We start from the raw sequence: 26,769 nt of genomic DNA, 5'->3' as shown, positions 1-26,769 counted from the left end.
AGCCGTCGCTACCGTCGGTCGCGAGGGCCATCGGTCACCAGCGAGCAGCTCCAGCGGGAGGCACAGCAGATGACGCGCGAGTCGGAATCGGGACTGCCCATCGAGCCGGTCTACGGGCCGGACACGCTCGACGGATGGAACCCCGCCGAGAAGCTGGGCGAGCCCGGCGCCTACCCCTTCACGCGCGGCGTGTACCCGTCCATGTACACCGGACGCCCGTGGACGATGCGCCAGTACGCCGGCTTCGGTACGGCCACCGAGTCCAACGCCCGTTACAAGCAGCTCATCGCCAACGGCACGACGGGCCTGTCCGTCGCCTTCGACCTGCCCACCCAGATGGGCCACGACTCCGACGCGGAGATCGCGTCCGGCGAGGTCGGCAAGGTCGGCGTGGCGATCGACTCCATCGACGACATGCGCGTGCTGTTCGGCGGGATCCCCCTGGACCAGGTCTCCACGTCCATGACGATCAACGCCCCCGCCGCCCTGCTCCTGCTGATGTACCAGCTGGTGGGCGAGGAGCAGGGCGTCCCGGCGCAGCAGCTCACGGGCACCATCCAGAACGACGTGCTCAAGGAGTACATCGCCCGGGGCACGTACATCTTCCCGCCCGCGCCCTCGCTGCGGCTGACCGCCGACATCTTCAAGTACTGCCGGGCCGAGATCCCGAAGTGGAACACCATCTCGATCTCCGGCTACCACATGGCGGAGGCCGGGGCCTCGCCCGCGCAGGAGATCGCGTTCACGCTCGCGGACGGCATCGAGTACGTCCGTACCGCCGTCGCGGCCGGCATGGACGTCGACGACTTCGCCCCGCGGCTCTCCTTCTTCTTCGTCTCGCGGACGACGATCCTGGAGGAGGTCGCCAAGTTCCGTGCCGCCCGTCGCATCTGGGCGAAGGTGATGAAGGAGGAGTTCGGCGCGGAGAACCCCAAGTCGCTGATGCTGCGCTTCCACACCCAGACCGCCGGCGTCCAGCTCACCGCCCAGCAGCCCGAGGTCAACCTGGTGCGCGTCGCGGTACAGGGCCTGGCCGCGGTCCTCGGCGGCACGCAGTCCCTGCACACCAACTCCTTCGACGAGGCGATCGCCCTCCCCACCGACAAGTCCGCCCGCCTCGCCCTGCGTACGCAGCAGGTCCTGGCGTACGAGACGGACGTGACGGCCACCGTCGATCCGTTCGCGGGCAGTTACGTCGTCGAGAGGATGACCGACGACGTCGAGGCCGCGGCCGTGGAACTGATGCTCCGGATCGAGGACATGGGCGGTGCCGTCCACGCGATCGAGCGCGGCTTCCAGAAGGACGAGATCGAGCGCAGCGCCTACCGCGTCGCCCTGGAGACGGACAGCGCCGAACGAGTCGTCGTCGGCGTCAACCGCTTCCGGCTCGACGAGGAGGAGCCGTACGAGCCGCTCCGCGTCGACCCGGCGATCGAGGCCCAGCAGGCGGCCCGGCTGACGAAGCTCCGCGCCGAACGCGACCGGGGCGCCGTGGACACGGCCCTGGCAGCCCTGCGCAGGGCTGCCGGGGGCACGGACAACGTGCTGTACCCGATGAAGGACGCGCTCAGGGCCCGCGCCACGGTGGGCGAGGTGTGCGACGCGCTCCGGGAGGTATGGGGGGCGTACGTGCCCACCGACGCCTTCTGAGGCGCGGGGTGAAGGTGGGGCGCGGGGCGCAACATGCCTCCCCGCGAACCCAGTTGTGACGTGAGGAACCCGGCCTCCTGTCACGCGCCTGTGACACGGAACGGATGGCTCCGCTGCTGTATGCACCTAGATTTATCCATGCAGCCCGCCCCACCTCACGGCCCCACACTTCGAGGAAGCGGCATGCGACTCTCCCAGCCTTCCGAGCCCGCCAGGGCCATTCCTCACGGAGTCGATCATGTCTTTCCGTCCCTCGTACCGCCGTGTCTCCCTCCGTACCGCCGTTGTCGCGGCCGCACTGGGGGGCGCCGCCCTCGTCCCGGCCGGCGCGGCTTTCGCCGACACCGTCCCGGCCACCCCGGCCGGCCGGGTGCAGCAGGTCACCGACGAAGGCACGCCGGTCCGCACCGACGAACTCGAGGGCGGCCTGACCGCCAAGGTGTACAAGCACGGTGACCAGCACATCTACTACACCGCGACGGTGCTCGAGGGCGCCAGGGAGCTGGGGGTGCTCACCGCGGGCGGTGGTTACGCTCCCGAGGAAAGCAAGGTGTTCGGCAACGGCGTCAAGGTGACGCTGGACTTCACCGGCGCCGTCACCTCCGTCGTCGACGCGGGCAGCGACGGCCAGGGGCCCGAGACGCCGGCGGGCGTGCTGGTCCACACCGACGAGCTCGAGGGCGGGCTGACCGCCAAGGTGTACAAGCACGGCGACACGGACGTGTACTACTCCGCCGACATCGACCGGGAAGGCAAGGTGCTCGACGGCCTCGTGGCCGGATTCGGGTACGCGAAGCAGGACACCAAGGTCTACGGCGACATCTCCGTCACGCTCTACTCCGACGGCCGGATCACGTCCGTCGACGACCACGGCAGCGACGGCCAGGGCCCCGTCACTTCCGTCAAGTGCGTCGCCACGGTGACGAAGAGCATCGGGGCCGGCACCGTGGCCGAGCTCAGCATCAGCCCGACGGGCCCGTCCGCCGTCTTCAAGGGCGCGGGGGAGGACACGGTCATCGGCCGGCTCGACCGGCTGCACCCGAAGCTGCCGGTGAGCGCGGGCTTCCTCGGCGAGATCATCGACCCGAGCGGCCCCGCGCCGCGGCTGCGGACCAACATGGAGGGCGGCGGCCAACCGGCGTCCGTCACGGACTTTCCGAAGCTGCCCAAGGGCTGCGGCTTCACGTACGCCACGACCTCGGGCAACGGTACTCAGACGCGGACTCAGACCTCGCAGACGTCCGTCGTCCCGAAGGGCAGTGTCGCCGCCGGTGCCGAGATCGAGCAGAGCGGCAGCCCGGTGCTGATCGCAGTCGGCGGTGCGGCGGCGGTCGGCGCGGCGGGCCTCGGCTTCGTCCTCATCCGCCGTCGTACGGCGGCGTCCGCCCGCTGACCCGGTCGTCCCCTGCCGAGGGAGGGGCTGTCGCACCGCGCGGCAGCCCTTTCCGGTTCCGCCTGTCGGGAGTCCCCGTATGCACACCTCTGTCTCGCGCCGTCTCCTGACGGCCCCGTTCCTCGCCCTCGTCTCCGCCGCCGCACTGACCGGCTGCGCCTCGGGCGACGGCGGGCCCGCCACCCCGCCCGCGCACATCGCGGCCCCGGCCACCGCACCGGCGTCACCCGCCCCGTCCACGTCCGCAGCCCCGCTGCCCGCCTCCGAGCCGGTCCGGGTCCGGATCCCGTCGGCGGGCGTCGACACCGGCCCGGTCCTGAAGCTGGGCCTGGCGTCCGACGGCACCGTCGAGGTCCCGTCCGTGGCGCAGGCGGACCGGATCGGCTGGTACACCAAGGGCGTCACCCCCGGAGAGACGGGACCCGCCGTCCTCATCGGCCACTTCGACACCGCCGAAGGCCCCGCCGTCCTGAAGAACGTCGCGAAGATCGCGGCCGGTGACCGGATCACCGTCACCCGGGCGGACGGGTCCGACGCGGTGTTCGCCGTACGGAAGCTCCAGCAGGTCGACAAGGGCGCCTTCCCGACCGACGAGGTCTACGGCGACACCTCCGGCCCCGAGCTGCGTCTGATCACCTGCGGCGGAGAGCTGCGAGGCGGCCACCGGCCGGACAACATCATCGTCTTCGCGGATCTGGTGGGCTGAGACCTCACCGGGGCGACAGTGCCGGAACCCCCGTCCCCGGAGTGTCGTACCCCCGTGCGACACTCCGTTTCATGCTGGGTGTCACCGACCTTCCGACCTACCTCGCCGGCCTCGTGCTGATCGTGCTGCTGCCGGGGCCGAATTCGCTGTACGTGCTGTCCGTCGCCGCCCGGCGCGGGGTGCGGACCGGCTATGTGGCCGCCGCCGGGGTGTGGACCGGGGACACCGTCCTGATGACCCTGTCCGCACTCGGGGCCTCGTCCCTGCTGCAGACGACGCCGGTGCTCTTCGCCGTGGTGAAGTACGCCGGCGCGGGCTATCTGACCTGGATGGCCATCGGGATGCTGCGTGCCGCGGTGTCGATGTGGCGCGAGCGCCACCGCCGGGTGGCCGAGATCACGGGCGAGGCGGCGGCGGACGGGGCCGGGGCCCCGGGGGCCATGGAGCGGCCCTACCGGCGGGCGCTGGTGGTCAGCCTGTTCAACCCGAAGGCGATCCTGTTCCTGATCTCCTTCTTCGTGCAGTTCGTCGATCCGGGGTACGCCTACCCGGCGCTCTCCTTCCTGGTGCTGGGCACCCTGCTCCAGATCGCCAGCTTCCTGTACCTGTCGATGCTGATCTTCGGCGGCACCCGGCTGTCCGCCGCGTTCCGCCGCCGCAAGCGGCTCTCGGCGGGGGCCACGTCGGCGGCCGGGGTGCTGTTCCTCGGCTTCGCGGCCAAGCTCTCGCTCAGCAGCGTCTGACTCTCACGCCGCCTCGGGGCACAGGCCCAGCGGTGCGGCGTACTCCACGAGTCCTGACGTGTCCTCGCCCGCCCAGCCGACGTAGCCGTCCGGCCGGACCAGGAAGAGCCCCTTGCCGTACGCCTCGTAGGCGTCCATGCGGTGCACCCGGACCGCCGGGGTGTCGAACTCCGGCAGCTCCGCGTCCGTGCCGACCGCCAGCAGCGTGAAATGCGGGCCCCTGAAGACGTCGAACAGCCGCTGGTCGCCCGTGGGGCCGTCGGGGGCCCGGTCGCCCGCCTCCAGGACGCCCGCCCGGCCCGCCGACAGCGGCCCCTCCCGGTAGCCGAGGCCCAACTGCTGGACGGCCGCGCCGCGTTCCTGCTGGCCGCGGTGGATACGGGTGGACAGGCCGAGCACCTCGGCGGCGATGGGGCGGCGCTCCTCCTCGTAGCTGTCGAGCAGCGCCCCGGGCGTCCCGTGGCCGAGCACCTGGCCGAGCTTCCAGCCCAGGTTGTACGCGTCCTGCACGCTGGTGTTGAGCCCTTGGCCGCCTGCGGGGGAGTGGACGTGGGCGGCGTCCCCGGCCAGGAGGACCCGCCCGTCGCGGAACCGGTCGGCGAGGGCGGCACGCGGGCGGAAATCGGAGGCCCATAGCACCTCGGTGACGTCCTGCGCGTCCAGGTGGGTGCGCTCCGCGACGACGGCCCGCACGCCCTCCGGGGAGGTGTCCGGCGCCCCCTCCTTGAACTGGGCGACCAGCTGGAAGTCCGTCGTACCGGGCAGCGGGCACAGCGCGATGAACCCTGCGTCGGTGTTCATCATGTGCCAGTTGAGCCGGTCGAGCGCCTCCTCGGCGACCCGGACGTCCGCCACCAGCATCGGCGCCGGGTCGACCGTCTCCCCGGTCATCGCGATGCCCAGCGCCCGCCGCACGGTGGAGCGCCCGCCGTCCGCCGCGACCAGGTAGGAGGCGCGGACCGGGCCGGTGGAGAGCTGTGCGGTGACCCCGTCGGCGTCCTGCGCGAGGCCGGTCAGCGCGGTCGAGAACACCACGTCGCCGCCCAGTTCGCGCAGTCGGGCGAGCAGGATCTCCTGGGTGCGCCACTGCGGCATCATCCACGGCTCCCCGTACGGCTCGGCGTCCGTCGGGGCCGCGACCCGGAACATGGGGTGCTCGCCCATCCGCTCCCCGTCCTGCCAGGCCATCCCGACCGGCGCGGGCCCCCCGTGCTCGCGGACCGCGTCGCCGACCCCGAGGTCGTCGAGGACCTCCCGGGTGCGGGGCTGGATGCCCTTGCCGCGTGAACCGGGGAAGAGCGTGGGCGCCTGCTCGACGAGGAGCGCGGGGACACCACGGCGGGCCAGGTCGCACGCCAGGGCGAGGCCGCAGGGACCGGCGCCGACGATGAGGACCTGGGCCTCCCCGACGCTTTCCTTAACACCGTTAAGTTCCATGGCCCGGAGTCTGCGCTTAACGCTGTTAAGTTGTCAAGGAGGGGCTGTTAACTTGTCGAGGTGGGTACGACGAAGATCGACCGGTCCCGAGTGGCCGACACGGCACTGCGGCTGCTGAACGAGGTGGGCCTCGACGGCCTCAGCCTGCGCGCCATCGCCAGGGAGCTGGACGTCAAGGCGCCGGCCCTCTACTGGCACTTCAAGGACAAGCAGGCACTCCTCGACGAGATGGCCACGGTGATGTACCGCCGGATGCTCGACGAGGGCCTGCCGGGCCCGACCCCGGAGAGCTGGCAGGACCAGCTCATCGCGTACAACAGCGGGCTGCGCACCGCACTGCTGCGCTACCGCGACGGGGCCAAGGTCTACGGGGGTGCGCAGTTCACCGGCACGGACCACGCGGACGGGCTCGAAGGCCATCTGCGGACCATGGTCGACGCGGGCTTCGAGCTGTGGCAGGCCGTCCGGGCGGGCACCACCGCGTACTCCTACACGATGGGCTTCGTCAGCGAGGAGCAGGGCGTCCGTCCGATGCCGGACCAGCGGCGCGAGGGCTTCGACATCGGCGAACGCGCGGAACGCATGGCCCGCTACCCGCTGGCCGCCGCGGCCGGTGAGGAGATCTTCGCCCACTACGACGAACGGTTCGAGGACGGCCTGCGGCTGATCATCGCGGGCATCGAGGCGCGGTACGGGGGACGGGTGTGAGGCGGCGACCCCGCTTGCGCGCCCAGGGGACCAGTGCGGTCGCCAGCAGTGCCGCCAGGGCCCCCGCCCCGGCGACGGACCCGGCCCGCAGTCCCGGCGGCCGGAACGTGCAGTCCACCACGGTCCGGTCGCCACGCACCGGTACGGCGACCAGGCCGAGGTAGGAGTCGGCCGGACGGCCGTCGCAGCTCCACCCGGCGATCCGGGGCGCGGCCAGCACGGCCACTCCCGCGGAATGAGCGGGGAGTCGGGCCCGTACACCGCTGTCGGTGACCTCGGTGCTCGTCGCGCCCGTCCGCTGCAGCGCGGACACCGCACCGGACAGGCGCCGCCGGTCCAGGCAGCCGACGGACTCGTGCGGAACGGTGCCCGCCCTGGCGGCCCGCAGTGACACGGCGAGCTGTCCGCCGCCCGTACCCAGGACGCGCATCTCGGCGCGCCGGCCCGGCAACTCCCCTCGGAAGTCGGCCGGTTCGCCCGCCGCTCCCAGCTGTGCCCGGCCGAACAGGTCGGGGGCCCACAGGTACACCTCGCTGTTCGCAGGGCAGTTCACGCTCAGGGTGTACGTGCCCGGCCGAACCCGGTAGTCGTACGCACCCTCGTCCGTGGCATCCGTCCCGTCCGCGGAACGCAGCGTGGTCGCGGGCACCGTGTACACGGACGCGCCCAGCAGCTTCTCCTGGTTGCGGAACGGCGAACGGCCCAGCCCCGCACCGGCGTCGGCGGCGGGCCGCACCGTCACCAGGGGCGGCACGTCCTGCCGGGTGACCGTGACCGGGCTGTCGTCCGGGCGGTTCCATCCCTGGTGCGGATCGCGCGGCACGTGGACCCGGGCACCGACGGAGAACACCGCGTCGGTCACCGGGTTGTCCAGGCTGTGCAGGGCCCGGCCGTTCGACGTCCAGCCGGCGCCCAGAGCCAGGAACGTGCGCGTGAGCACGTCCGGTGTGTGACTGCTGTAGTAGGCACCGCCCTGGCCCCCGACCAGCAGCGGGTCGTTGGCGGTGGACTGCTCCAGGCCGGGGTCGGTGCGGTAGCGCGGCCAGCCGTCGGCGCGGGCGACCGCGGCGGCCTGCAGGTCCTGGCGCTCACCCCACGGGGCGTAGTCGTCGAGCCGGTTCAGCCGCTGCCGGTCGGCGTACGCGGTCGTCGCGGCGGCCTGACCTGCCTGCGCCCCCACCAGCAGCAGCGCCGCGAGCACGGCGAACCTGCCGTCGCGCGCCAGGACCAGCGCACCGATCACGGCCAGCAGGCCCGCGGCGAACAGCGGATACGTCCATCCGGTGATCAGGGTGCTGGACGCGGCGCCGGCCGCGATCAGTGTCAGGACCATCGCCCCGCCCAGCAGGGTCCGCCGGTCCGGCCAGGCGGTGGCGACCGAGGTCCAGGCGGCGATCACGACGAGCCCGGAGAGGACGAAGGTCTGCCGGAACGGGCTCCCGTTCGGCGTCGCGAAGGCATGCCACAGCAGATGCGTGGGCCCCCACTGCAACGACAGGGCCACCGCCGCCACCAGCCCCGCCCAGACGAGGCGTTCGGTGCGCGGCACCGCGCGGTGGAAGGCCAGCGCGCAGGCCAGCAGCAGGGCGCCCGTCCCCAGGAACAGCGCCGGGCTGAAGAAGCTGTACGTGGCCGGCAGCAGCCGCGCCGCGACGTCCGGCCAGGCGGCCGGGGCGAACGCCCGGTTCCAGCCCGGGTAGGCGTGCTTGGTGCCGAGGAACACCGGGATCAGGACGGGAGCGGCCAGCCCGATGCCGATCAGCACCGTCCGTACCGCACGCACCAGGCCCCGGACCCGCTCCCGCGACGTCCCGTCCTCCAGCAGCAGCCGTACGACCAGCACCAGGGCCGCGCCGAGCGTGGCCATGTACGCGGTGTAGAAGTTGGACACCCAGGCGAGCGTCACCAGGAGCGTCCCCCACACCGGCCGCCGCGCGGTACGCGCCCACTCGCCGGCCAGGCACAGCAGCGGGAACGCGATCAGCCCGTCCAGCCACATCGGGTTGTACACGGCCTCGACGACCGACCAGCCGCACAGCGCGTACGAGGCGCCGAGCACGGCCGCCAGCCACTCCCGGCCCCGGCCCCTGCGCAACGCGGTGAGCAGCCAGGTCATGGCCGCCGCCGCCACCCCGGTCTTCACCAGCGTGACCGCGTACACGGCCAGGTCGATGCGGTCCCGCGGGAAGACACCGACGAGCAGGGCGAACGGGCTGCTCAGATACGTACCGAAGTCCGGCAGGAAACTGCTGCCGAAGCCGGACTGCCAGTTCAGCAGCAGCCCGCCGTCCGCCCGCCCGTGCAGCAGGTCCCAGAGCCGGGCGTGGAACGGGACGAACTGATTGCCCAGGTCGTTCACGCTGCGGGTGTGCGGGCCGAACGGGTAGCTGCGGGCCACGGCGTCCCCGGCGCAGACGATCGCGACGGTGAGCAGTGCGGCAAGGGCGGCACCCCGGGCGCGCGGCGAGCGGAGCATCGGCATCGACGGAGTTCTCATGATGAGTCGAATATGTCATCGGACATCGTGAAATCACGGGCGCGGAAGGCTGGTTCATGCAATGGACGGCCGGGCTTCACGCAGCCGTCCCTGCCCGGTCACGCGCCGCGCCGGTGCCGGGGGGAGCCGTCGCCGCGGCCCCGCCCCGGCCGCTGGGTCAGCTGCCGGACGGCTCGGGCAGAACCCGGGACTCGAACGCCGGTGCGGTCCCGCTCGTGGCCGCTGCCGTGCGCGCCGCGAAGCTCTGCTGGACCTGGTAGACGCGCGTCTGGTTGTCGGCGGTGCGGAAGGTGTAGGCCCAGGTCGGGCCGTTGCCGTTGGTGTAGGTGAAGGCCGTCGGCACGGTGGCCGCCGCCTCGTTCGACGGCTGCTGCCAGGCGCGCCAGGTGCCACTGCCCTGGGTCGTCTCACCGGTGTTGTGGATGAAGCCGTCGGTGCCGCGCGCGGCGATCTCGGTCAGGCCGGTCAGCGGCGAGATGACGGCGCTGGGCTCTCCGTCGGCTGCCAGCCCGGCGACGGTGTCCCAGGAGCCGTATGCGCCGTTCTCGGCGGACTGGGCCGCGGTGATGATGTGGCCCTGGCCGTCGTTGGCGAACACCCGGACGCGGTAGCCGGGGTAGACGACGACCGACGGCGTGCCGCTGACGTTCTGCGCGCCGAGCCCGGTCCAGGCGGAGAGCGTGCCGCTGGCGGAGAACGTGGCCGTGCTCAGCGTCCCCGCGGTGGTCGTGGCGAAGAGCTGGATGCCGTCGCGCGCGGTGACCGCCTGGAGGGTGCCGGAGAGCCCGGTGCCGGTGAGCGGCATCCAGCCCATGAAGTCCACGTTGGCCCGCTGCTGGATGCGGTACCAGGGCTTGCCGTCGCCGTCGACGGCGAACTGTACGAGCAGCCCGTCCGGGGTCTTCGCGGTGACCGGGTGGTGGGCCATGGCGCCGCCCAGGTCGATCCAGTCGTTCCAGTCCGCCGAGGCCTTGGCGGTCTGGTTGCGCTGCCAGATGCCGCCGGACGTGTTCTGTGCGGTGAGGACCACGCGGCCGTCGGTGTGCTCGGCGAGGGTGGGCCGGCCGGTGAACGCCTCGTTGCCCGACACGGTGGTCCACTGCACGCCGTTGAAGTCCGAGGCGTCCGCCATCCGGCCGTGCACCAGACGCCCGATGTTGTCCGTGTAGGCGAACTCCAGCGAACCCGTGGCGGACTGGGTCACCGCGGCCGGCGTGTAGCTTTCCAGCGGCGCCGAGGGAGATGCCGGGGTGTGGTTCGTGGTGATGCGGCAGGCGTCCGGGGCCCCTGACACGTTGGAGTAGTTCTGCCAGCCCGCACTGCCGACGGTCTTGTTGTACACCGGGAAGTCGCGGATGTTCTCGTCGAAGCGGTAGTAGTCGGCGACGCCCGCCGCGTTCACCCCGACCAGGGTGTCCCCGCCGATCGAAGTGATCCCCCTGCTGTACTGGCGCCAGTCGGCCAGGCTCTCCACGACGTGGCGCTCGATCCATCGCTGGCTGGCGAAGTCGTAGCGCGAACGGTAGAGCCGCCCGTCGGAGGCCGCACGCCCGTAGACCACGCCGGAATCGGCGGCGACGATCAGGTCGTAGCGCTCCCAGCCCTGGTCGATGATCTTCCCGCTGTCGGCGCTGAAGGTGCCGGCGGCGGAGTCGTACTTGTACGTGCGCAGGGCGCCCTCGTTGTCGAGCACCCAGATCCGGTCGCCCCGGTCGATGGTGACCTGGTTGCGGTCCGCGGCCTTGGTCAGCCAGCCGAAGTTGGGGCTGATCTTCTTGTGGTGGATGTCCCAGGTGCCGGTCGCGCTGACCCGATGACTCAGATAGAGACCGTCGGACTTGATCCCGTAGAAGCGCGCGCCCTGCCCGGCCATCATCCGCCCGTAGCCGGTCCAGCCGGTGTCGATCGTGCTGGGAGAGGCGAGATTGCCGCCGCTGACCGGCGTGGGCATGTCGTATCGGAGCAGTTTGCCCGCGGAGTCCAGGGCGTATACGGGGCCCGTGGCCGTGCAGGTGGCGGAATCCGCCGCCTGTGCGGTGCCGGGCAGGGCCACGAGCAGCGGGAACGCGGTGACGGCGGCAGCCGCGACGGCGGCCCAGCGTGCCGTACGTCGATCGGTGTGGGAAGTCATGAAGTCGGACGCTAGGCGAGCGGTGGTGAACGGGGCGGTAGCGGCCGGGTGAAGAAGACCTGACGCTGATTGACGGGTACATGAACACTTCGTGCAACCGTCGACACACGTCCCTCACGGTCCTCAACATCAATTGGTCCGTTCCATCACGCACTTGGGGGAGCCGTGCCTGCGTACCGAATAATCGCGCGACGTCTGATGATGCTTCGCGCGGTACGTGGGATCTGGGGCACGGGCGTCGGGCTGGCCGTCGCCGTGACGCTGGCCGTCGGTTCACTGGCCCTGGCCGGTTCCGGATTCCCGTTGTTCCCGGACAGGCCCGGGACGGCCGAGGGGCCCGAGCAGCGGTGGGCGAGCGCGGAGGGGCGTAGCCACGTCGCAGGCGGACCGGGCAACACCGACTCTCCGCTGTCGATGCGCGCCAAGTACCCGCTGAAGCCCCCGCAGCCGGCCCGGCCGGTGACCCGCCCGAACGTCGCCGCGGTCACCGCGCCACCCGTCCCGAGGGCCACCGGCTTCGACCGCGCGACCAGCACGGAGCTCGTCTCCGAGCGCGACGCCCGCAGCCGCACCTACGCCAACCAGGACGGCACACGCACCACCGAGATCTCCACCACGTCCCTCAACTACCGTGACGGCAAGGGCGACTGGCGCCCGATCGACTCCTCGCTGGCCGAGCGCGAGAAGCCCGCCGGAACCGCCCGAGAGGGTGAGGCGGGCGCCGGGTGGACCAACACGGCCGACTCCGTCGGCCTCGCACTGGCAGCGCGGGCCGACGCCCCTCGGCTCGCCGCTCTCACCCTCCCGTCCGGGGAGTCCTTCTCCTACGGGCTGAGCGACGCCGCGCCCGTACCGGGAAGCGCGGACGGCGCCAGAGTCAGTTACGAGAAGGTTCTGCCCGAAACCGATCTGTGGCTGGACTCGCAGGCCGGCGGGGTCAAGGAGACCCTCGTCCTGCGCTCCGCCGCGGCCCCCGCCGAGTTCCTCTTCCCGCTGGACCTCGACGGCCTCGACGCCACCGTCCGGGACGGCGCTGTCGTGCTCACCGGGTCCGACGGCCGCACCCGGGCAGTCATCCCGGCCGGCTTCATGACGGACGCCCGCGGCGCCACCTCGTACGCCGTCCGCTACACGCTCGTCGAGCGGGACGGCCACCCGGTCCTCAAGGTGAACGCCGACCGCGGCTGGCTCACCGACCCGGGCAGGGCCTTCCCCGTCCGTGTCGACCCGTCCGTCGAGACCGGCGCCGCCGCCACTTCCCTGTACGTCAGGGACGGGGGCCCCTCCGTGGTCGGCGCCGACGAACTCCAGGTCGGGCGCGGCCCGTCCGGCGCGACGGCTTCCTATCTCGGCTTCCCCGGTCTCGACGAGCGGCTGCGCAACCACCGGATCTTCGGGGCGCAGCTCCAGATCGTGAACTTCGACTCCGCCTCCTGCAAGCCGCGGCCGGTCTCCGTCCACCCCGTGACCCAGTCCTGGACCGCGGGTACCACCACGGCCTACCCGGGACCGGCGGTCGGCGGGGCGCTCGCCACCAGGTCGTTCGCGTACGGGCACGTCGCCTTCGGCGCCTCGAGGTCCAACTGCCCCGCGGCAGGCGAGCTCTTCGACCTCGGCAAGGGCGGCCGCGACCTCGTCCAGCGCTGGGCCGACGGCACCCAGGCCAACAACGGCCTGTCGCTGCGGGCCTCGGCCACCGACACGCTCTCCTTCAAGAAGCTCACCGGCCACGCCACCGCGAACCCGCCCAAGCTGTTCGTCACGCACTCCCCGTACAGCGCCACGTACGCCTTTCCCAAGCCCGTTCCCGACCCGCCCGTGCTCCAGAACCAGGCGGGCAAGGTCAAGGTCGCGGTGACCAACACAGGTGCCGAGACCTGGACTCCCGGCACCTACTACCTCGCCTACCGCGCCTATGACGCCAAGGGCAAGCTCGTCACCCAGCAGCGCGCCGCCAACCTCACCGGCAGCGTCGCCCACGGGGCGAAGGCCACGCTCGACGCGACCATCAAGGCGCTGCCCCCGGGCACGTACCTGGTCGACTTCACCATGGTCCGCACCGGTGGCAAGGTCTTCACCGACGAACAGGTCCCACCCGGCCGGCTCACCCTCCAGGTCTTCGACATCGCCCCGGTGGTCAAGGAGCAGTTCCCGCCCAACGGCTACCAGGCCCAGACCCTCACCCCGCAGCTGTGGGCGGCCGGGGTCGACATCGACGCCCCGCCCGGCTCGGCCCTCCAGTACAAGTACGAGATCTGCGAGGCGGACAAGGACGGCAAGCCGACCGGCTGCACCACCTCCGCCTACCAGACGTCGTCCGCCTACCCCGTCCCGGCCGGCCGGCTGAAGTGGGGCACCACCTACCTGTGGCGCGGCTTCGTCAAGGACGCGTCCAACGAGGTCCCCACCGCGCAGATCGCGTTGGTCGCCGCCGTGCCGCAGCCCGAGATAACCTCACGGCTGTCCGAAGCTCCGGGCAAGGAGTTCGACCCCAACGTCGGCAACTTCACCTCCTCCGCCATCGACGCGTCACTCACCACGACCGGCCCCGACCTGACCCTGGTCCGCACGTACAACAGCCTCGACCCGCGGCGCGACCTCGCGTTCGGCGCGGGCTGGTCGACCCGGTACGACATGCGGCTCACCGACGACGGCGACGGCAGCGGCAACGTCGTCATCCGCTACCCCGACGGCCAGGACGTCCGCTTCGGCAAGAACCCGGACGGCACCTTCGCCCCGCCGCCCGGCCGCTACGCCAAGCTCACCCTCGACGCCGCGACGGCCACCTACCGGCTCCAGGACAAGTCCGGCACCAGCTACGACTTCAGCACCGGCGGGCTGCTGGCGAAGATCACGGACGCCTCGTCCAACGTGGTCACCTACACCTGGTCCGGCGGGAAGATCCGGAGTGCGACGCACCCCCGCAGCGGCCGTTCGCTGAACTTCACCTGGACCGGCTCCCACGTCAGCGGGGTGTCGACCAACCCGGTCGACGGTGCCCCGCTCACCTGGTCGTACACGTACACCGGCGACCTGCTCGACCATGTCTGCGACCCGACCGGAGGCTGCACCCGCTACGCGTACGGGGAGGGCAGTCACTACGGCACCACCGTGCTCGATTCCCACCCCGAGTCCTACTGGAAACTGGGCGAGGCCGAAGGCACGGCGGCCGACAGCGCCGTCGAGGCCAACCTCGCCAAGGACCGCGGCACCTCCACCGACGTCACCCTCGGCGTGACCGGGGCGATCCCCGGGGACCCGGGCACGGCGGCCGGGTTCAACGGCAGCAGCTCCCGCGTCGTGCTGCCCTCCGGCACGCTCAAGAAGAGCCGGGACACGGCCGTCGAGGTGTGGTTCAAGACGCCTGCCACCGGAGTCGGCGGCCCGCTCGTCGGCTACCAGAACAAGGCATGGGGCACCGCACCCGGGACCGGGGTGCCCGCGCTGTACGTCGGCAACGACGGCAAGCTGCGCGGCCAGTTCTGGACCGGGGCCGTCGCCCCGATCACCGACACCACCAAGAACGTCAACGATGGCAAGTGGCACCACGCCGTGCTCTCGTCCTCAGGGTCCAACCAGAGCCTCTATCTGGACGGGAAGCTCTCCGGAACCCTCACCGGCAGACAGCTCGCCGCCGGCGACCTGACCTACAACCAGATAGGCGCCGCACACGCCACCACCCCGGCCTCCTGGCCCGGCTGGGGCAGCACCGCGGCCCGTTCCTTCGCCGGAACCATCGACGACGTCGCCGTCTACCACCATCCGCTGGGTGCGACGGCCGTCGCCGGCCACTACCGCGAGGGCACCCGGACCTCGGACATGCTGACCCGGACGACGCTGCCCTCCGGCCGCGTGGCCTCCGAGGTCACGTACGACACGGCCCGCGACCGCGTCCAGGAGTACACCGACCGCAACGGCGGCACCTGGAAGATCGGTACGCCCGCGGTCTTCGGTGACGACAGCGACCTGCGGCGCACGGTCGAGGTCCACGACCCGGTCGACTCGCCGTACTTCTACGAGTACGACGGCCTGACCTCCCGCATGCTGCGCTACGGCGAGCCCATGGCGCTCGGCGCCCGCGAACCCGGCCCCTCGCCGAGTCCGTCGGACACCGACCCGCCGCAGGAGGTCTGCACCGAACCCGACCCGGGCGACCCGGCGTTCTGCACCGATCCGCCCGGTGACGGCGGCAGCGAACCGGACTTCATCCGGCACCCCGCCGACGGCGTGGCCATCCGCCTCTTCGCGTACGACGACAAGGGCTTCCAGACCGGCATCACCAGCGAGAACGGTGACCGGGTCACCCTCGGCTACGACGACCGGGGCAACGTCACCACCCGGACCACCTGCCGGACCAAGGACGACTGCCAGACCACGTACACCACCTATCCGACCCCTGCGGGCGACATCGACCTGCGCGCGGACCAGCCCTCGCAGACGCTCGACGGCCGGTCCTCAGGACCCACCGACACCCGCTTCCGCACCCAGTACCAGTACGACACCCGGGGGCTGCTCACCCTGCAGACGTCCCCCGACGGCGGGACCGTCAAGAACAGTTACACCACCGGCGCCGAACCCGCCGTCAACGGCGGCAACACCCCGACCGGACTTCCGCTGACGTCCACCGACCCGCGCGGCAAGATCACCGGCTACCGGTACTTCAACAGCGGTGACCTCGCGCAGGTCACCGAACCCTCCGGCCTCGTCACGAAGTTCACCTACGACGCACTGGGCCGAAAACTCACCGAGACCGCCGTCTCGGACGCGCAGCCCGACGGCGCCACCGTCACCCTCGCCTACGACAAGCTGTCCCGCCTCGTCTCCACCACCGAACCGGCCACAACCAACGTCGTCACCCTCTCCAGGCACCAGCAGCGCACCGTCACCGGCTACGACGCCGACGGCAACACCGTGCGTACCGAGGTCGGCGACGTGCTCGGGGGCGATGCGGCACGCGTGATGACCTTCGAACACGACGCCTACGGCCGGCCGGAGAAGGTGACCGACGCCGAGGGCAGCGAGACCACGTACGGCTACGACTCCCTCGGTAACAGGACTTCGATGGTGGATGCCAACGGCAACCACTTCGACTACGTGTACACCGCGCGCAACATGATGGCCGAGACCCGGTTGCGCGACTGGGACGACGACGGCGGAAACCCGGACTACACCGTGGTGCAGTCGTACGCGTACGACATGGGCGGCCGGGTCGTCCGCAACACCGACGCGATGGGACGCGACCTCGTCTACGAGTACTTCGGCGACGACCTGCTCAAGTCCCTCACACTCAAGGGATTTCACGACCCCGACGGCACGCGACGGGACATCGTCGTCGAATCCAACACCTACGACGGCGCCGGCAACGTCCTGACCGAGAAGGCGAACAACGGCAAGCTCGTCACCGAGTACACCTACGACGCGGTCGGCCGCGCCAAGTCCGAGGTCACCGACCCGGCCGGACTGGCCCGCCGGACCACGTACGGCTACGACCTCGCGGGCAACGTGGAGACCACCACCTCCAACGGCGCTCCGTCCAACGTGCCGTGGCCCACGAGCGTCACCCCCGAGACGGTCCGGTACGTCTACGACAACGCGGGCAACGCCGAGCAGGAGATCGTCCAGAACGGCACCGAGAGCCGTGCCACGGTCTACGCGTACGACCAGCGCGGCCTCGTCACCGCCCGTACGGACCCGGCGGGCAACCGCACCGACTACGCCTACGACGAGGTCGGCCGACCGCTGTCGGCCACCGCGCCCGCCGTGGACACCGAGTCAGGCGGCGCGGCTCCCGTGAGCTCCCGCCCCACCACCTACACGGGCTACGACACCTTCGGCGCGGTCACCGAATCCGTTGACGCGCTGGGCAACACCAACCGCACCACCTACGACCGGCTGGGACGGGCGCTCACCGCCACCGCCCCCGGCTACCGCGCCCCCGGCTCCGCGGAGACCGTCACCCCGACGACCTCCCGGAGCTATGACGCACTGGGCAACGTCACCACCGCCACCGACCCGCTCGGCCGGGTCACCGAGTTCGGCTACGACCGGCAGAACCGGCTCACCACGAAGGACGTGCCCGTAGGCAAGGACGACGAGCAGGCCCGGTGGTCGTACACCTACACCCGCACCGGTGAGCCCCTGTCGGTCACCGGCCCCGACGGATCCCGCGCCGAGACCACGTACGACGATCTCGACCGCCCCGTCACCAGCACCTCGATCGAACGCAGTCCGGAGCCCGGCGCGTTCACCACGCGCAACGACTACGACGACGCCGGCAACGTCGTCAAGCAGACCGCACCGGGCGGGGGCGTCAGCCTGTACGGCTACGACGGCCTGGGGCAGCTCACCCGGGCCACCGACCCGGGCGGCGTGGTCACCCGGTTCGGCTACGACATGAGCGGGCGCGAGGTCCGCAGCACCGACGGCATGGGCCGCACCTCGGCCAAGGTCTTCGACGCCTTCGGCCAACTGGTCCAGGACTCCGACCTGGACGCGGACAACAGCCCGTTGCGCAAGGTGGACTACGGCTACGACACCGCCGGCAACCTCACCACCTCCACCGACCCGCTGGGCCGCACCACCCGCTACGCCTACGACGCGCTGGGCCGGCTCACCGAACAGACCGAACCGGTCTCCGCAGCCGAGTCCATCACCACCTCCTTCGGCTACGACGCCCTGGGCAACCGCACCCGCTACACCGACGGCCGCGGCAACAGGAGCCTCTACACGGTCAACACCCTCGGCCTGCCCGAGTCCGTCGTCGAACCCGCCACCAGCCGCGACCCGGAGCCGCAGGACCGCACCTGGACCACCGCGTACGACGTCGCGGGCCAGGCGGTGAAGGCCACCGCACCCGGCGGCGTGGTCCGGAGCCGGGCCTACGACCGTGCCGGTCTGCTCGTCCACGAGACGGGCAGTGGCGCCGAGGGTGCCACCGCGGAGAAGTCCTTCGGTTACGACACGTCCGGCCGGCTGACGAAGGCGTCCTCCCCCAAGGGCGACAACACCTACGCGTACAACGACCGCGGCTCCCTGACCGAGGCGGACGGGCCGTCCGGCAAGGCGTCGTACACCTACGACTCCGACGGCCTGCTCACCTCCCGCACCGACGCCGCGGGCACCGCGAGCTTCGGCTACGCCCGCAGTCAGCTGACCTCCGCCACCGACCCGCTCACCGGCACCGCCCAGACCTACCGCTACGACGGGGCGGGCTCCGTCAAGCAGATCGACTACGGCGCGGGGCAGTCGCGCACCTTCGCCTACGACGACCTGGGCCGCATCGACACGGACACGGTCACGAGCAGCGGCGGCGCCACGATCGCGGCGACCGACTACGGATACGACACCGACGACCACCTCACCGCCAAGAAGACCACCGGCACGGCCGGAGCCGGTGAGAACACCTACGGCTACGACGACGCCGGCCGTCTCACCTCCTGGACGGAGAACGGCGCCACCACCGAGTACGGCTGGGACAAGGGCGGCAACCGCGTCAGGAACGGGGACAAGGCGGCCACCTTCGACGAACGCAACCGGCTGCTGTCCGACGGGGACTACACCTACGACCACACCGCGCGCGGCACCCTGGCCAGTCGCACCAGCTCCGGCATGACGGAGGAGTTCACCTTCGACGCCTTCGACCGGCTGACGAAGGCGGGGGAGTCCGGGACCGAGTACACCTACGACTCCCTCGACCGGGTGGCGTCCCGCAACGAGGCGGACTTCAGCTACGCGGGCCTGGCCCCCGACCCGGTGCAGGACAACAACTCCACCTACGGCAGAGGTGCGTCGGACGAACTGCTGTCGGTCGCCGAGGGCACGGGTGCGGCGCAGCTGACGGTGACGGACAAGCACGGCGATGTGGTCGGCGACCTGTCGGCGAGCGACGGCGCGGCCACCTCGCTGACCGGCTCCACGGCCTTCGACCCGTTCGGGCAGGCGTCCGCGGCGAGTGACGCGCAGCCGGGCACGGCGGGCAACGCCGGCTACCAGGGCGACTGGACCGACCCCGACACCGAGCAGGTGGACATGGGGGCGCGCTGGTACGACCCGGGGACCGGTGTCTTCGACTCGCGGGACTCCTACACGTACGCGTCCGGGGCCTCGATCCTCGCGAACCGGTACACCTACGGGGCCGGGGCGCCGATGGACTACACCGACCCGGACGGTCACTGGCCCAGCTGCGGCTGGTGCAAGAAGGCGTACAACAAGGTCAAGAAGAACAAGTACGTCCGGGCCGCCGTCAAGACGGCCAAGAACATCGGCAAGGCGGTCGTCTACACGGTCCGCCACCCCATCTCCGCTCTGAAGAAGGCCCTCAGCTACGTCGGCAAGGCGGCCGGCTACGTCTACCGCAAGTCCGGGCTCAAGACGATCGTCGACGCCGGCGTGCGGATAGCGAAGAGCGTCGGACGCAGTACCGGGGCCACCCAGTGGGCCCGGGAAAAAGCGGCTGAGGCCCGCCGGATCTACCACGAGACCCGGGCCGCGGTCAGCCGCAAGGCCAGGGCGGCGGTCGCCTTCGTGGCCAAGCACAACCCGATCCCCGACATCGTGGCCGCGGCCCGGCCCCTCATGGCGGTCGCCAAGGCGATCGTGACGGCCGATCCCAATCTGCCGGCGATTCTCGTCGGCGCGGCGCGCGACGTGATCGCCGACGTGGCGAAGGCGACGGACGCCATTCGCGAGGCCGTGGTCGAGCAGGTCGGTGCCGTCGTCGAGACGGTCCGCGACTCCGTCGAGTGGGGCGCGGTCTGGGAGGGAGTCAAGACGGTCGGCAACGTCGTCGGCGACGTCACGGGCTTCAACGACATCAGGGACTGCGTCACCACCGGCGACATGGAGGCCTGCGCCTGGGCCGTCGCGACGGTGGCGGGGGTGGCCCTCGGCGGGGTCGGCGCGGGTGCGGTCCGGGCGGCGAAGGCGGGCCGGATGGCGACGAAGGCCGCGAAGTACGCGAACGACATCGCGAAGGCCGCCAGGAAGGCCGACGACACACTCGACCGCGTCGAGTCGGCGGTCGAATGCGTCCAGCTCGCCTCGGACCTGGTGGGCAACAGCTTCGTGCCCGGCACCGAAGTGGTGATGGCCGACGGCAGCCGGGAACCCATCGAACAGGTCGAGGCGGGCGACGAGGTGCGGGCCACCGACCCCACCACCGGCAAGGCCTCCAGCCAGGAGGTCACGGCCACGATCAAGGGCAAGGGCCTGAAGAAGCTTGTCCGGGTCACCATCGACACGGACGGCGACAAGGGCGACGCCACCGACACCCTGACCGCGACCGCCGGCCACCCGTTCTGGGTTCCGTCCGCGCACGAGTGGCTGACCGCCGGGGAACTGAAGCCGGGCCAGTGGCTGGAGACCGGCTCGGGCACCCGCGTCCAGGTGGCGGCGGTCCGCGCCTGGACGCAGCAGGCGGCGGTCTACAACCTGAGCGTCGCCCGGGCGCACACGTACTTCGTGGCAGCGGGCGCCACTCCGGTCCTGGTGCACAACTGCGTGGCCAGCCCCCATGCGCTGGAGCGCACGGAATCGCTGGAAGGCGCCTACTCCCGGCAGCACGTGGACGAGATCGCCGAAAGCATGAGCCGCGACGGATGGAGCGGGGACCCCATCGAGGTCCTTGAGCACAACGACCGCAAGTACGTGATCAACGGACACCACCGGGTCGCCGCTGCCAAGAAGGCGGGAATCGATGTCCAGTACCGTTCGCTCAGCCTCGAAGAGGTGCAGGCCTACGGCTACAAGGATGTGGACCAGGTGGTCTGGTCGGCGGTCGAGGTGGGCCGGGACTTTCCCACCAACCGAAGGGGGAGGCGCAGGTGAGCGGTACCGGAGAGGAAGCCGGGACCACGGTCGTCGCGTTCCTGGAGGACCTGCACCGCATCAGGCAGGGCCTGCTGCGCGAACTCCCGGAGTTCACCCGCCTGGAGGCGGTCCTGCGCGGCGTTCGGTCGGGCGGCCTCCCGCGGAGGGGACGGACAGCCGGAGGATTCACGTATTCCGTGCACGGACGGGGCTGTCTGCTCATGGCCCCGGACGGCACGGAAGTCGATGTGGACCTCCTGCCGGACGGGTGCGAGGCCTTCGACGTCTGGCGGCTGGCCAGATTCGAGAAGAGCCGGGGCACTCAGCCCGTCCCCGATGACGCCGCTCTGCTGCGCGAGTGCCGTCGGTTCGTCGACCGGGGCTTTCTGACCGAACCGCTCCCCGGCTGGTTCGGCCCCGCTGCTCGGCAGCGGTAGAAGCCCCCGCTGCTCGGCAGCGGGGGCGTGCATGGCGCCCGGGTCAGCCCGCCGCGGCCCGCTTCAGCGTGCGGGCCCTGCGGGCGAGGCGGCGGACCGTCGCGTTGCGCGGGATGAACGCGAGCTGGGCGGGTATGGCCCCCGGCAGCCCGAGCGCGGTCAGCCGGCGCCGTTTGAAGTACCGCCAGAGGGTGTCACGCTGCCCGCTGAGGTAGCGCTCGGCGTCGGGGCGCAGGACGGCCTGGATCTGCGGCTGCATCGCGTAGCCGACGGCGGCGACGAGACCGGTGGTTTCACCCCGGACCTCCTCGGCGGACGGGAGCGACCAGCCGGTGACCGCGGCCGGGTCCTCCAGATCGGGCAGCAGGGCGTCGACGATCGTCAGGGGGATGCGGTTGCTGTTCTGGTACGGACTGAGCTGTTCCAGCAGCGGGCCGGTGCCGACCCGGGCGACCGGGAGCCCGTAGAACGAGGCGGCGGTCAGCAGGGCGGTGGAGAAACAGCCGACGACCAGGGCGGGACGCATCGTGTCGAAAAGCGTCTCCGCGAGGACCGGGCTGTCGAGCACGGTGAGGTCCGCGCCCAGCCGCTCCGCCTCCTGCTCCAGCGAGCGGGCCCAGTGGGCCGGTGCGCTGGGGTGCGGCTTGAAGACGATCCGGGTGTGACCGAGGGCGACGGCCCCGCGCAGCATCCGCGCGTGCTGCTCCTCCTCCTGCTGGGGCGTGAGGATGCCCAGCGTGGACAGGTACTGGCCGAGCAGCAGGGCCGCACCCGGGCCGGTGTGGGCGTCGGGGAGATCCGCTGAACCGGCGAGCTCGGCCAGGACCTTCAGGAAGACATCCGTCGGCACGATCTCCGGCTCGACGCCGAACTCGGTGAGCAGCAGCGGCCGCAGGCCCGGCACCAGGTCGAGGTGGAGCAGCCGGCGGATGCGGGTGCCGACCAGCTGGTCGAGCTTGCTGCGGGTCGGGCCGTAACTCATCAGCCCGTCTGCGTAGATGTGCACCGGGCTGTCGCCGAAGATCACGGTGAGGGCCTGGGCGGGATTGGCCTGGATGGACTCGCAGGCGATCTCGACCGGACCGTCGCCGATCTCCCACGCGGCGCGCACGGCCCGTTCCCACAGGGAGGCGTCCTGGTCCCTGGGCGACCAGCCCGCCGGATGGAACGGCCGGATGAAGTCGTTCCAGGACCGCACCGCGTCGAACTCGGCGGCCAGCGCCTCGAATCCGGGCCGGTGGTGAAGCGGGGTGCCGAGCTCGGGGGAGGGCGAGGTATCGCTGACGACGAGGATGCGCCGGTGTTCGTCGCGCGGACCGAACTGACCCGCGCGCAGGGCGGCGACGAGCGTGGCGGCCGCGTACTGCGTGCACGCGGAGAAGATCTGGGTGGTGGACCGGCCGACCGGCGCGGTGTACGTGCCGGGCATCAGGCCGCGACCTCCCGGGAGACGGAGCGGCGGCGTACCCGTCGCAGCTGGTCCGCGCGGCGGTCGCCCAGCGAATTCAGGGTATCGGCGAGAACTTCCTGAGGCATGCGCCGCAGGGAAGCCGCGCTCATGGAGCGCAATTTCCGTGCCACTGCCGGTTCGAACCTTTCGATGGATTCCAAGTGATGCGCCATGACCGCGCAATAGGTGCGTACGGCCTTCGGTAGCAGTCGGTCCGCCTCCGGGTCCCGGGACGTTTCTTCCAGGACCTGGTCGAAAGCCCGGATGAAGTCGAGTTGGCGCACATCGCCGATCTGCGTGAGCGAAGAGGCGACGCCGCGCCGGTAGAAGACTCCCGGCAGGCCGACCACCGCGAACGATTCCGCCTCACGGTGCAGCCGCCAGATCCAGGGCCGGTCCTCCGCGGTGCGCAGCCCGTCCCGGAACCGGAGCAGCCCCGAATCCGCGAGCCGCCGGTGATAGGCACCGGCCCAGGCGTACGCGTAGTCCACCGGCGTCGACCGGTCGGAGGGCAGGATCACGTCCCGCGGACGCAGAACGGTGTCGCGCAGGCCGTGCGGGACCCGGTGCACGGTGCGCACCCGGTCCGTGAACTGCACGTGATCCGTACGGACGAAGTCGCACCCCAGCCGCGTGATGGCGGCCAGCAGCCGCTCGTAGTGGCCGGGAACGACCCAGTCGTCGCCGTCGAGGAAGGTGAGGTACTCGCCACGCGCCGCATCGATCCCCGTGTTGCGTGCGGTGGCCAGGCCCCCGTTCCTCTCGTGCGCGACCAGGACGGCGCCGGGGATCTCGCGTTCGGCGCGCCGGAGGATCTCCAGAGTCCCATCGGTCGAACAGTCGTCGACGAAAATGAATTCGAAGTCATCACGGGTGTTGGCCCGCAGACTTCGCAAGGTATCGGGGGCATAGGCCCGTACGTTGTAGAACGGCACGATGACGGAGAGCTTAACCACGGGTCACACGCTAGGCGGAGGTCCGGCATTTACCCTGGCCCCGATGGGGACGGCAGGTGAACGACGCATGTCGAAGTGATGAACCGGGTTCACCGCTCGCCGTCAGTGGGGCGGGCAGGAGGGTGATTCGCCAATAGTCGGCAGGCTGTTAACCCGCTGTTGCCGTCACGTTGGGCTGCGAATCGGAATGCCTTCCTAAGTTTTGGGACGTGCCCCCACGTACCGAAAAGACGACCGCCCTCCGGGTAGCCGTACTCGCCGACTCCGACACCCGATGGAAGTGGGGCGCGCTCACCGCGCGCCGGCTGACCACGGGCGACGGCGGCGCGCCCATGCCCCGTGCGGAGATCAGCGGACTGCTGCTGCGTGGCCGGGCGACCCCGACACCCCGCCAGCTCGCCGAGGTCGGCGACGTCGGCATCGACACCGGCCGGGTGCGCGAGGTGACGGCCCTGGAATTCCTCGACGCGGTGCGCGAGGAGGAGTACGACCTCGTGGTCCTCGCCCTCGTCGGCGGCGCCGTCCAGGCGATGCTCCACGGGCTCGCCGCGCTTCGGACGGAACCCCGGCCCGTCGTCGTCACCGGCTACGTGGGAGTCGTCTACGAGAAGCTCGCCGACGGACTGCTGCTGCGGCACGGCGCCGACGTCGTCCTCGCCAACTCCCGTCACGACGCGGAGCGTTTCCGTACCGTGTACGAAGGGGTGGGCGCCGACGCCTCGGCTGTCACGGAGGCCGCCCTGCCCTTCCTCGGCGGCGCCCCGCACACCCCCGAACAGGGGCGCGACACCGTCGTCTTCGCCGCCCAGCCGTCCGTGCCGGCCTCCCGCGCCGACCGTACGTACCTGCTGCGCAGGCTCGTCGAGCACGCCAGGCTGCACCCGCACCGCGAGGTGCTCCTCAAGCTCCGCTCCAAGCCCGGCGAGCACACCACGCACATCGAGGAACTCCCGTACCAGCGCCTCGCCGAGAGGCTGCCCGGCGGGCTCCCGCCCAACTTCCGCCTCGTGTACGGACACATGGGCGAGGTCCTGGACCGCACGGACCTGCTGGTCACCGTCTCCTCGACCGCAGCCCTGGAGTCCCTGCACCGGCGCATCCCCACGGCCGTACTCACCGACCTCGGGGTGCGCGAGACCCTCGGCAACCACCACTTCATCGGCTCGGGGCTGCTCACCTCCTGGGACCACCTCGACGGCGGCGCCCACCCGCGGCCCGACGCGGCCTGGCTGGCCGGCCAGGGCGTCGCCGCCGACGGCACCTACGCCACGGCCTACGACACCGCCCGGGCCCGGGTCACCGCCCTGCTGGCCCAGGACCGGCTGCCGGACCTCGCCCCGTACTACACACCCGCCACCGCCCCCGGCTACCTCCCGGGCATCCTCGCCCGCCACCACCTGGCCCCCGACGGCCACCCGCTGCCGGGAGCCGCCGCGCCCAGGGAGGCCGGCCGGGTCAGGGGAGCGGTGCGCGAGGCGGTCCGGGACGCGGCCCGGGGCGCGTACCGCCACGGCGTCCAGCGGGTCGCCCCGGTCATCCGACGGATGGGCGAGCTGTGAAGACCACCACCCCGACCCCTCCTGGAGCAGCGATGACGCAGCCCACCAAGCAGCACGCGAAGCAGCCCGCCAGGCAGCCCACCGTGCTCGCCGTGATCCCCGCCCGCGGCGGATCCAAGGGCGTACCCGCCAAGAACCTCGCCCGGGTCGGCGGCGTACCGCTCGTCGTGCGCGCGGTCCGCGCCTGCCTCGCGTCGAGCGAGGTGACGGACGTGGTCGTGACGACCGACGCCCCGGCCGTCGCGGAGACGGCCCGGGCAGCGGGCGACGCGCTCGGCGAGACCGGCCGGCTGCACTGCGTCCAGCGCCCCGAAGCCATCGCGGGCGACACCGCGACCAGCGAGGCCGCCGTCCTGCACGCCCTCGACACCTACGAGGCGGAGCACGGCCGGACCGTGGACGTGGTCCTGCTCGTCCAGTGCACCAGCCCCTTCATCACCCGCGAGGACATCGACGGTGTCGCCGCCGCGGTCGCCCGCGAAGGCGCCGACACGGCCGTCACGGTCGCCCCGTTCCACGGCTTCCTGTGGCGCGACGGCAGCGCGGTCGAGGACCACAACTACGGCGTCAACCACGACAAGGCCGTCCGCCCCCGCCGCCAGGACCGCCCCGAGGACCTCCTGGAGACGGGCGCCGCCTACGCGATGGACGCGGCAGGATTCCGCACCCACCGCCACCGCTTCTTCGGCCACACCGCGCTGGTGCGCACCGACCCGGCCCGCGTCCTGGAGATCGACGATCCGCACGACCTGGCCCGCGCCCGCGCCCTGGCCCCGCTCCTGGACCCGGCCCCGCTGCCCACCCGCGACGACATCGACGCGGTCGTCCTCGACTTCGACGGCACCCAGACCGACGACCGGGTCCTCATCGACTCCGACGGCCGCGAGACGGTCGCCGTCCACCGGGGCGACGGACTGGGCATCGCCGCCCTCCGCAAGGCGGGCCTCCCCCTCCTGATCCTCTCCACGGAACAGAACCCGGTCGTCGCGGCCCGCGCCCACAAGCTCCGCGTCCCCGTCCTGCACGGCATCGACCGCAAGGACCTCGCGCTCAAGCAGTGGTGCGACGAACAGTCCATCGCCCCCGAACGCGTCCTGTACGTCGGCAACGACGTCAACGACCTCCCCTGCTTCGCACTCGCCGGCTGGCCGGTGGCCGTGGCGAGCGCGCACGACTCGGTACGCGCCGCCGCGCGTGCCGTGACGACAACCCCCGGCGGCTTCGGCGCCATCCGCGAGATCGCGGCCTGGCTCCTGGGCCCCACCCTCACCCTCAACACCCCCCTCCCCAAGTAA

14 protein-coding genes are annotated in these 26,769 nt (G+C 71.5%); 9 read left to right on the top strand and 5 right to left on the bottom strand.

The genetic code is table 11. The features are described 5' to 3' along the window. The first annotated feature begins 69 nt into the window (after positions 1-69). From ACFYPA_RS23420 to leuE, 4 genes are all read left to right on the top strand, one after another. Entirely contained in the window at positions 70-1,650 is a 1,581-nt protein-coding gene (locus ACFYPA_RS23420; protein WP_359313587.1) for a methylmalonyl-CoA mutase family protein, read from the top strand. A gap of 238 nt (positions 1,651-1,888) precedes the next feature. Further along, complete coding sequence (locus ACFYPA_RS23415; protein WP_389133992.1) at positions 1,889-3,043, top strand: hypothetical protein; 1,155 nt, start codon at positions 1,889-1,891, stop codon at positions 3,041-3,043. A 79-nt stretch (positions 3,044-3,122) separates the two neighbouring features. Next, a complete protein-coding gene (locus tag ACFYPA_RS23410) occupies positions 3,123-3,749 on the top strand; it encodes a class F sortase (protein ID WP_359313581.1) in 627 nt (208 codons plus the stop codon). Between the two features lie 71 nt (positions 3,750-3,820). Next, positions 3,821-4,492, top strand: a complete 672-nt coding sequence (gene leuE / locus ACFYPA_RS23405; RefSeq protein ID WP_359313578.1) for a leucine efflux protein LeuE — start codon at positions 3,821-3,823, stop codon at positions 4,490-4,492. A 3-nt stretch (positions 4,493-4,495) separates the two neighbouring features. On the opposite strand, the gene ACFYPA_RS23400 is transcribed toward leuE, so the two are convergent. Next, positions 4,496-5,929, bottom strand: a complete 1,434-nt coding sequence (locus ACFYPA_RS23400) for an FAD-dependent monooxygenase (protein WP_359313577.1) — start codon at positions 5,927-5,929, stop codon at positions 4,496-4,498. Between the two features lie 60 nt (positions 5,930-5,989). On the opposite strand from ACFYPA_RS23400, the gene ACFYPA_RS23395 reads away from it, so the two are divergent. Continuing rightward, positions 5,990-6,637 carry a TetR/AcrR family transcriptional regulator C-terminal domain-containing protein gene (locus ACFYPA_RS23395; RefSeq protein ID WP_359078604.1) on the top strand — a complete coding sequence of 216 codons (648 nt, stop codon included), beginning with the start codon at positions 5,990-5,992 and terminating at the stop codon, positions 6,635-6,637. Here the strand turns inward: ACFYPA_RS23395 and ACFYPA_RS23390 are convergent. Then, positions 6,597-9,134, bottom strand: coding sequence for a YfhO family protein (locus ACFYPA_RS23390; protein WP_359313575.1), 2,538 nt, complete (start codon positions 9,132-9,134; stop codon positions 6,597-6,599). The genes ACFYPA_RS23395 and ACFYPA_RS23390 overlap by 41 nt on opposite strands. 157 nt (positions 9,135-9,291) lie before the next feature. Continuing rightward, entirely contained in the window at positions 9,292-11,265 is a 1,974-nt protein-coding gene (locus tag ACFYPA_RS23385; RefSeq protein ID WP_359313572.1) for a tachylectin-related carbohydrate-binding protein, read from the bottom strand. Between the two features lie 198 nt (positions 11,266-11,463). Between ACFYPA_RS23385 and ACFYPA_RS23380 the strand changes: the two genes are divergently transcribed. Both ACFYPA_RS23380 and ACFYPA_RS23375 read left to right on the top strand, forming a co-directional pair. After that, on the top strand, positions 11,464-21,090 hold the full coding sequence (locus ACFYPA_RS23380; protein WP_389133987.1) for a polymorphic toxin-type HINT domain-containing protein: 9,627 nt from the start codon (positions 11,464-11,466) through the stop codon (positions 21,088-21,090). Then, positions 21,087-21,509, top strand: a complete 423-nt coding sequence (locus tag ACFYPA_RS23375) for a DUF6896 domain-containing protein (RefSeq protein WP_389133985.1) — start codon at positions 21,087-21,089, stop codon at positions 21,507-21,509. Before ACFYPA_RS23380 ends, ACFYPA_RS23375 begins: the two co-directional genes overlap by 4 nt. 43 nt (positions 21,510-21,552) lie before the next feature. Here ACFYPA_RS23375 and ACFYPA_RS23370 read toward each other — a convergent pair whose 3' ends face one another. Beyond that, positions 21,553-22,938: a polysialyltransferase family glycosyltransferase gene (locus ACFYPA_RS23370; protein ID WP_359313564.1), complete on the bottom strand. Its 1,386-nt coding sequence runs from the start codon at positions 22,936-22,938 to the stop codon at positions 21,553-21,555. Further along, complete coding sequence (locus ACFYPA_RS23365; RefSeq protein ID WP_359313562.1) at positions 22,938-23,915, bottom strand: glycosyltransferase family 2 protein; 978 nt, start codon at positions 23,913-23,915, stop codon at positions 22,938-22,940. Before ACFYPA_RS23365 ends, ACFYPA_RS23370 begins: the two co-directional genes overlap by 1 nt. 209 nt (positions 23,916-24,124) lie before the next feature. On the opposite strand from ACFYPA_RS23365, the gene ACFYPA_RS23360 reads away from it, so the two are divergent. Then, entirely contained in the window at positions 24,125-25,474 is a 1,350-nt protein-coding gene (locus ACFYPA_RS23360; RefSeq protein WP_389133981.1) for a DUF6716 putative glycosyltransferase, read from the top strand. Between the two features lie 32 nt (positions 25,475-25,506). After that, a complete protein-coding gene (locus tag ACFYPA_RS23355) occupies positions 25,507-26,769 on the top strand; it encodes a cytidylyltransferase domain-containing protein (RefSeq protein ID WP_389133979.1) in 1,263 nt (420 codons plus the stop codon).

Origin of the sequence: Streptomyces sp. NPDC005775 (genome assembly GCF_042871565.1) — a bacterium.
In the GTDB taxonomy this organism is placed as follows: Bacteria; Actinomycetota; Actinomycetes; order Streptomycetales; family Streptomycetaceae; genus Streptomyces.
Note: the sequence above shows the minus strand (reverse complement) of the source record. Positions and strands in the feature narration are given on the sequence as shown.

What these genes read in the sequence shown, in the direction of transcription:
- ACFYPA_RS23410 (WP_359313581.1), top strand. Translation starts at nt 3,123, where the DNA reads ATGCACACCTCTGTCTCGCGCCGTCTCCTGACGGCCCCGTTCCTCGCC.
- ACFYPA_RS23415 (WP_389133992.1), top strand. Translation starts at nt 1,889, where the DNA reads ATGTCTTTCCGTCCCTCGTACCGCCGTGTCTCCCTCCGTACCGCCGTT.
- ACFYPA_RS23390 (WP_359313575.1), bottom strand. Translation starts at nt 9,134, where the DNA reads ATGAGAACTCCGTCGATGCCGATGCTCCGCTCGCCGCGCGCCCGGGGT.
- ACFYPA_RS23385 (WP_359313572.1), bottom strand. Translation starts at nt 11,265, where the DNA reads ATGACTTCCCACACCGATCGACGTACGGCACGCTGGGCCGCCGTCGCG.
- ACFYPA_RS23380 (WP_389133987.1), top strand. Translation starts at nt 11,464, where the DNA reads ATGATGCTTCGCGCGGTACGTGGGATCTGGGGCACGGGCGTCGGGCTG.
- ACFYPA_RS23370 (WP_359313564.1), bottom strand. Translation starts at nt 22,938, where the DNA reads ATGCCCGGCACGTACACCGCGCCGGTCGGCCGGTCCACCACCCAGATC.
- ACFYPA_RS23355 (WP_389133979.1), top strand. Translation starts at nt 25,507, where the DNA reads ATGACGCAGCCCACCAAGCAGCACGCGAAGCAGCCCGCCAGGCAGCCC.
- leuE (WP_359313578.1), top strand. Translation starts at nt 3,821, where the DNA reads ATGCTGGGTGTCACCGACCTTCCGACCTACCTCGCCGGCCTCGTGCTG.
- ACFYPA_RS23400 (WP_359313577.1), bottom strand. Translation starts at nt 5,929, where the DNA reads ATGGAACTTAACGGTGTTAAGGAAAGCGTCGGGGAGGCCCAGGTCCTC.
- ACFYPA_RS23420 (WP_359313587.1), top strand. Translation starts at nt 70, where the DNA reads ATGACGCGCGAGTCGGAATCGGGACTGCCCATCGAGCCGGTCTACGGG.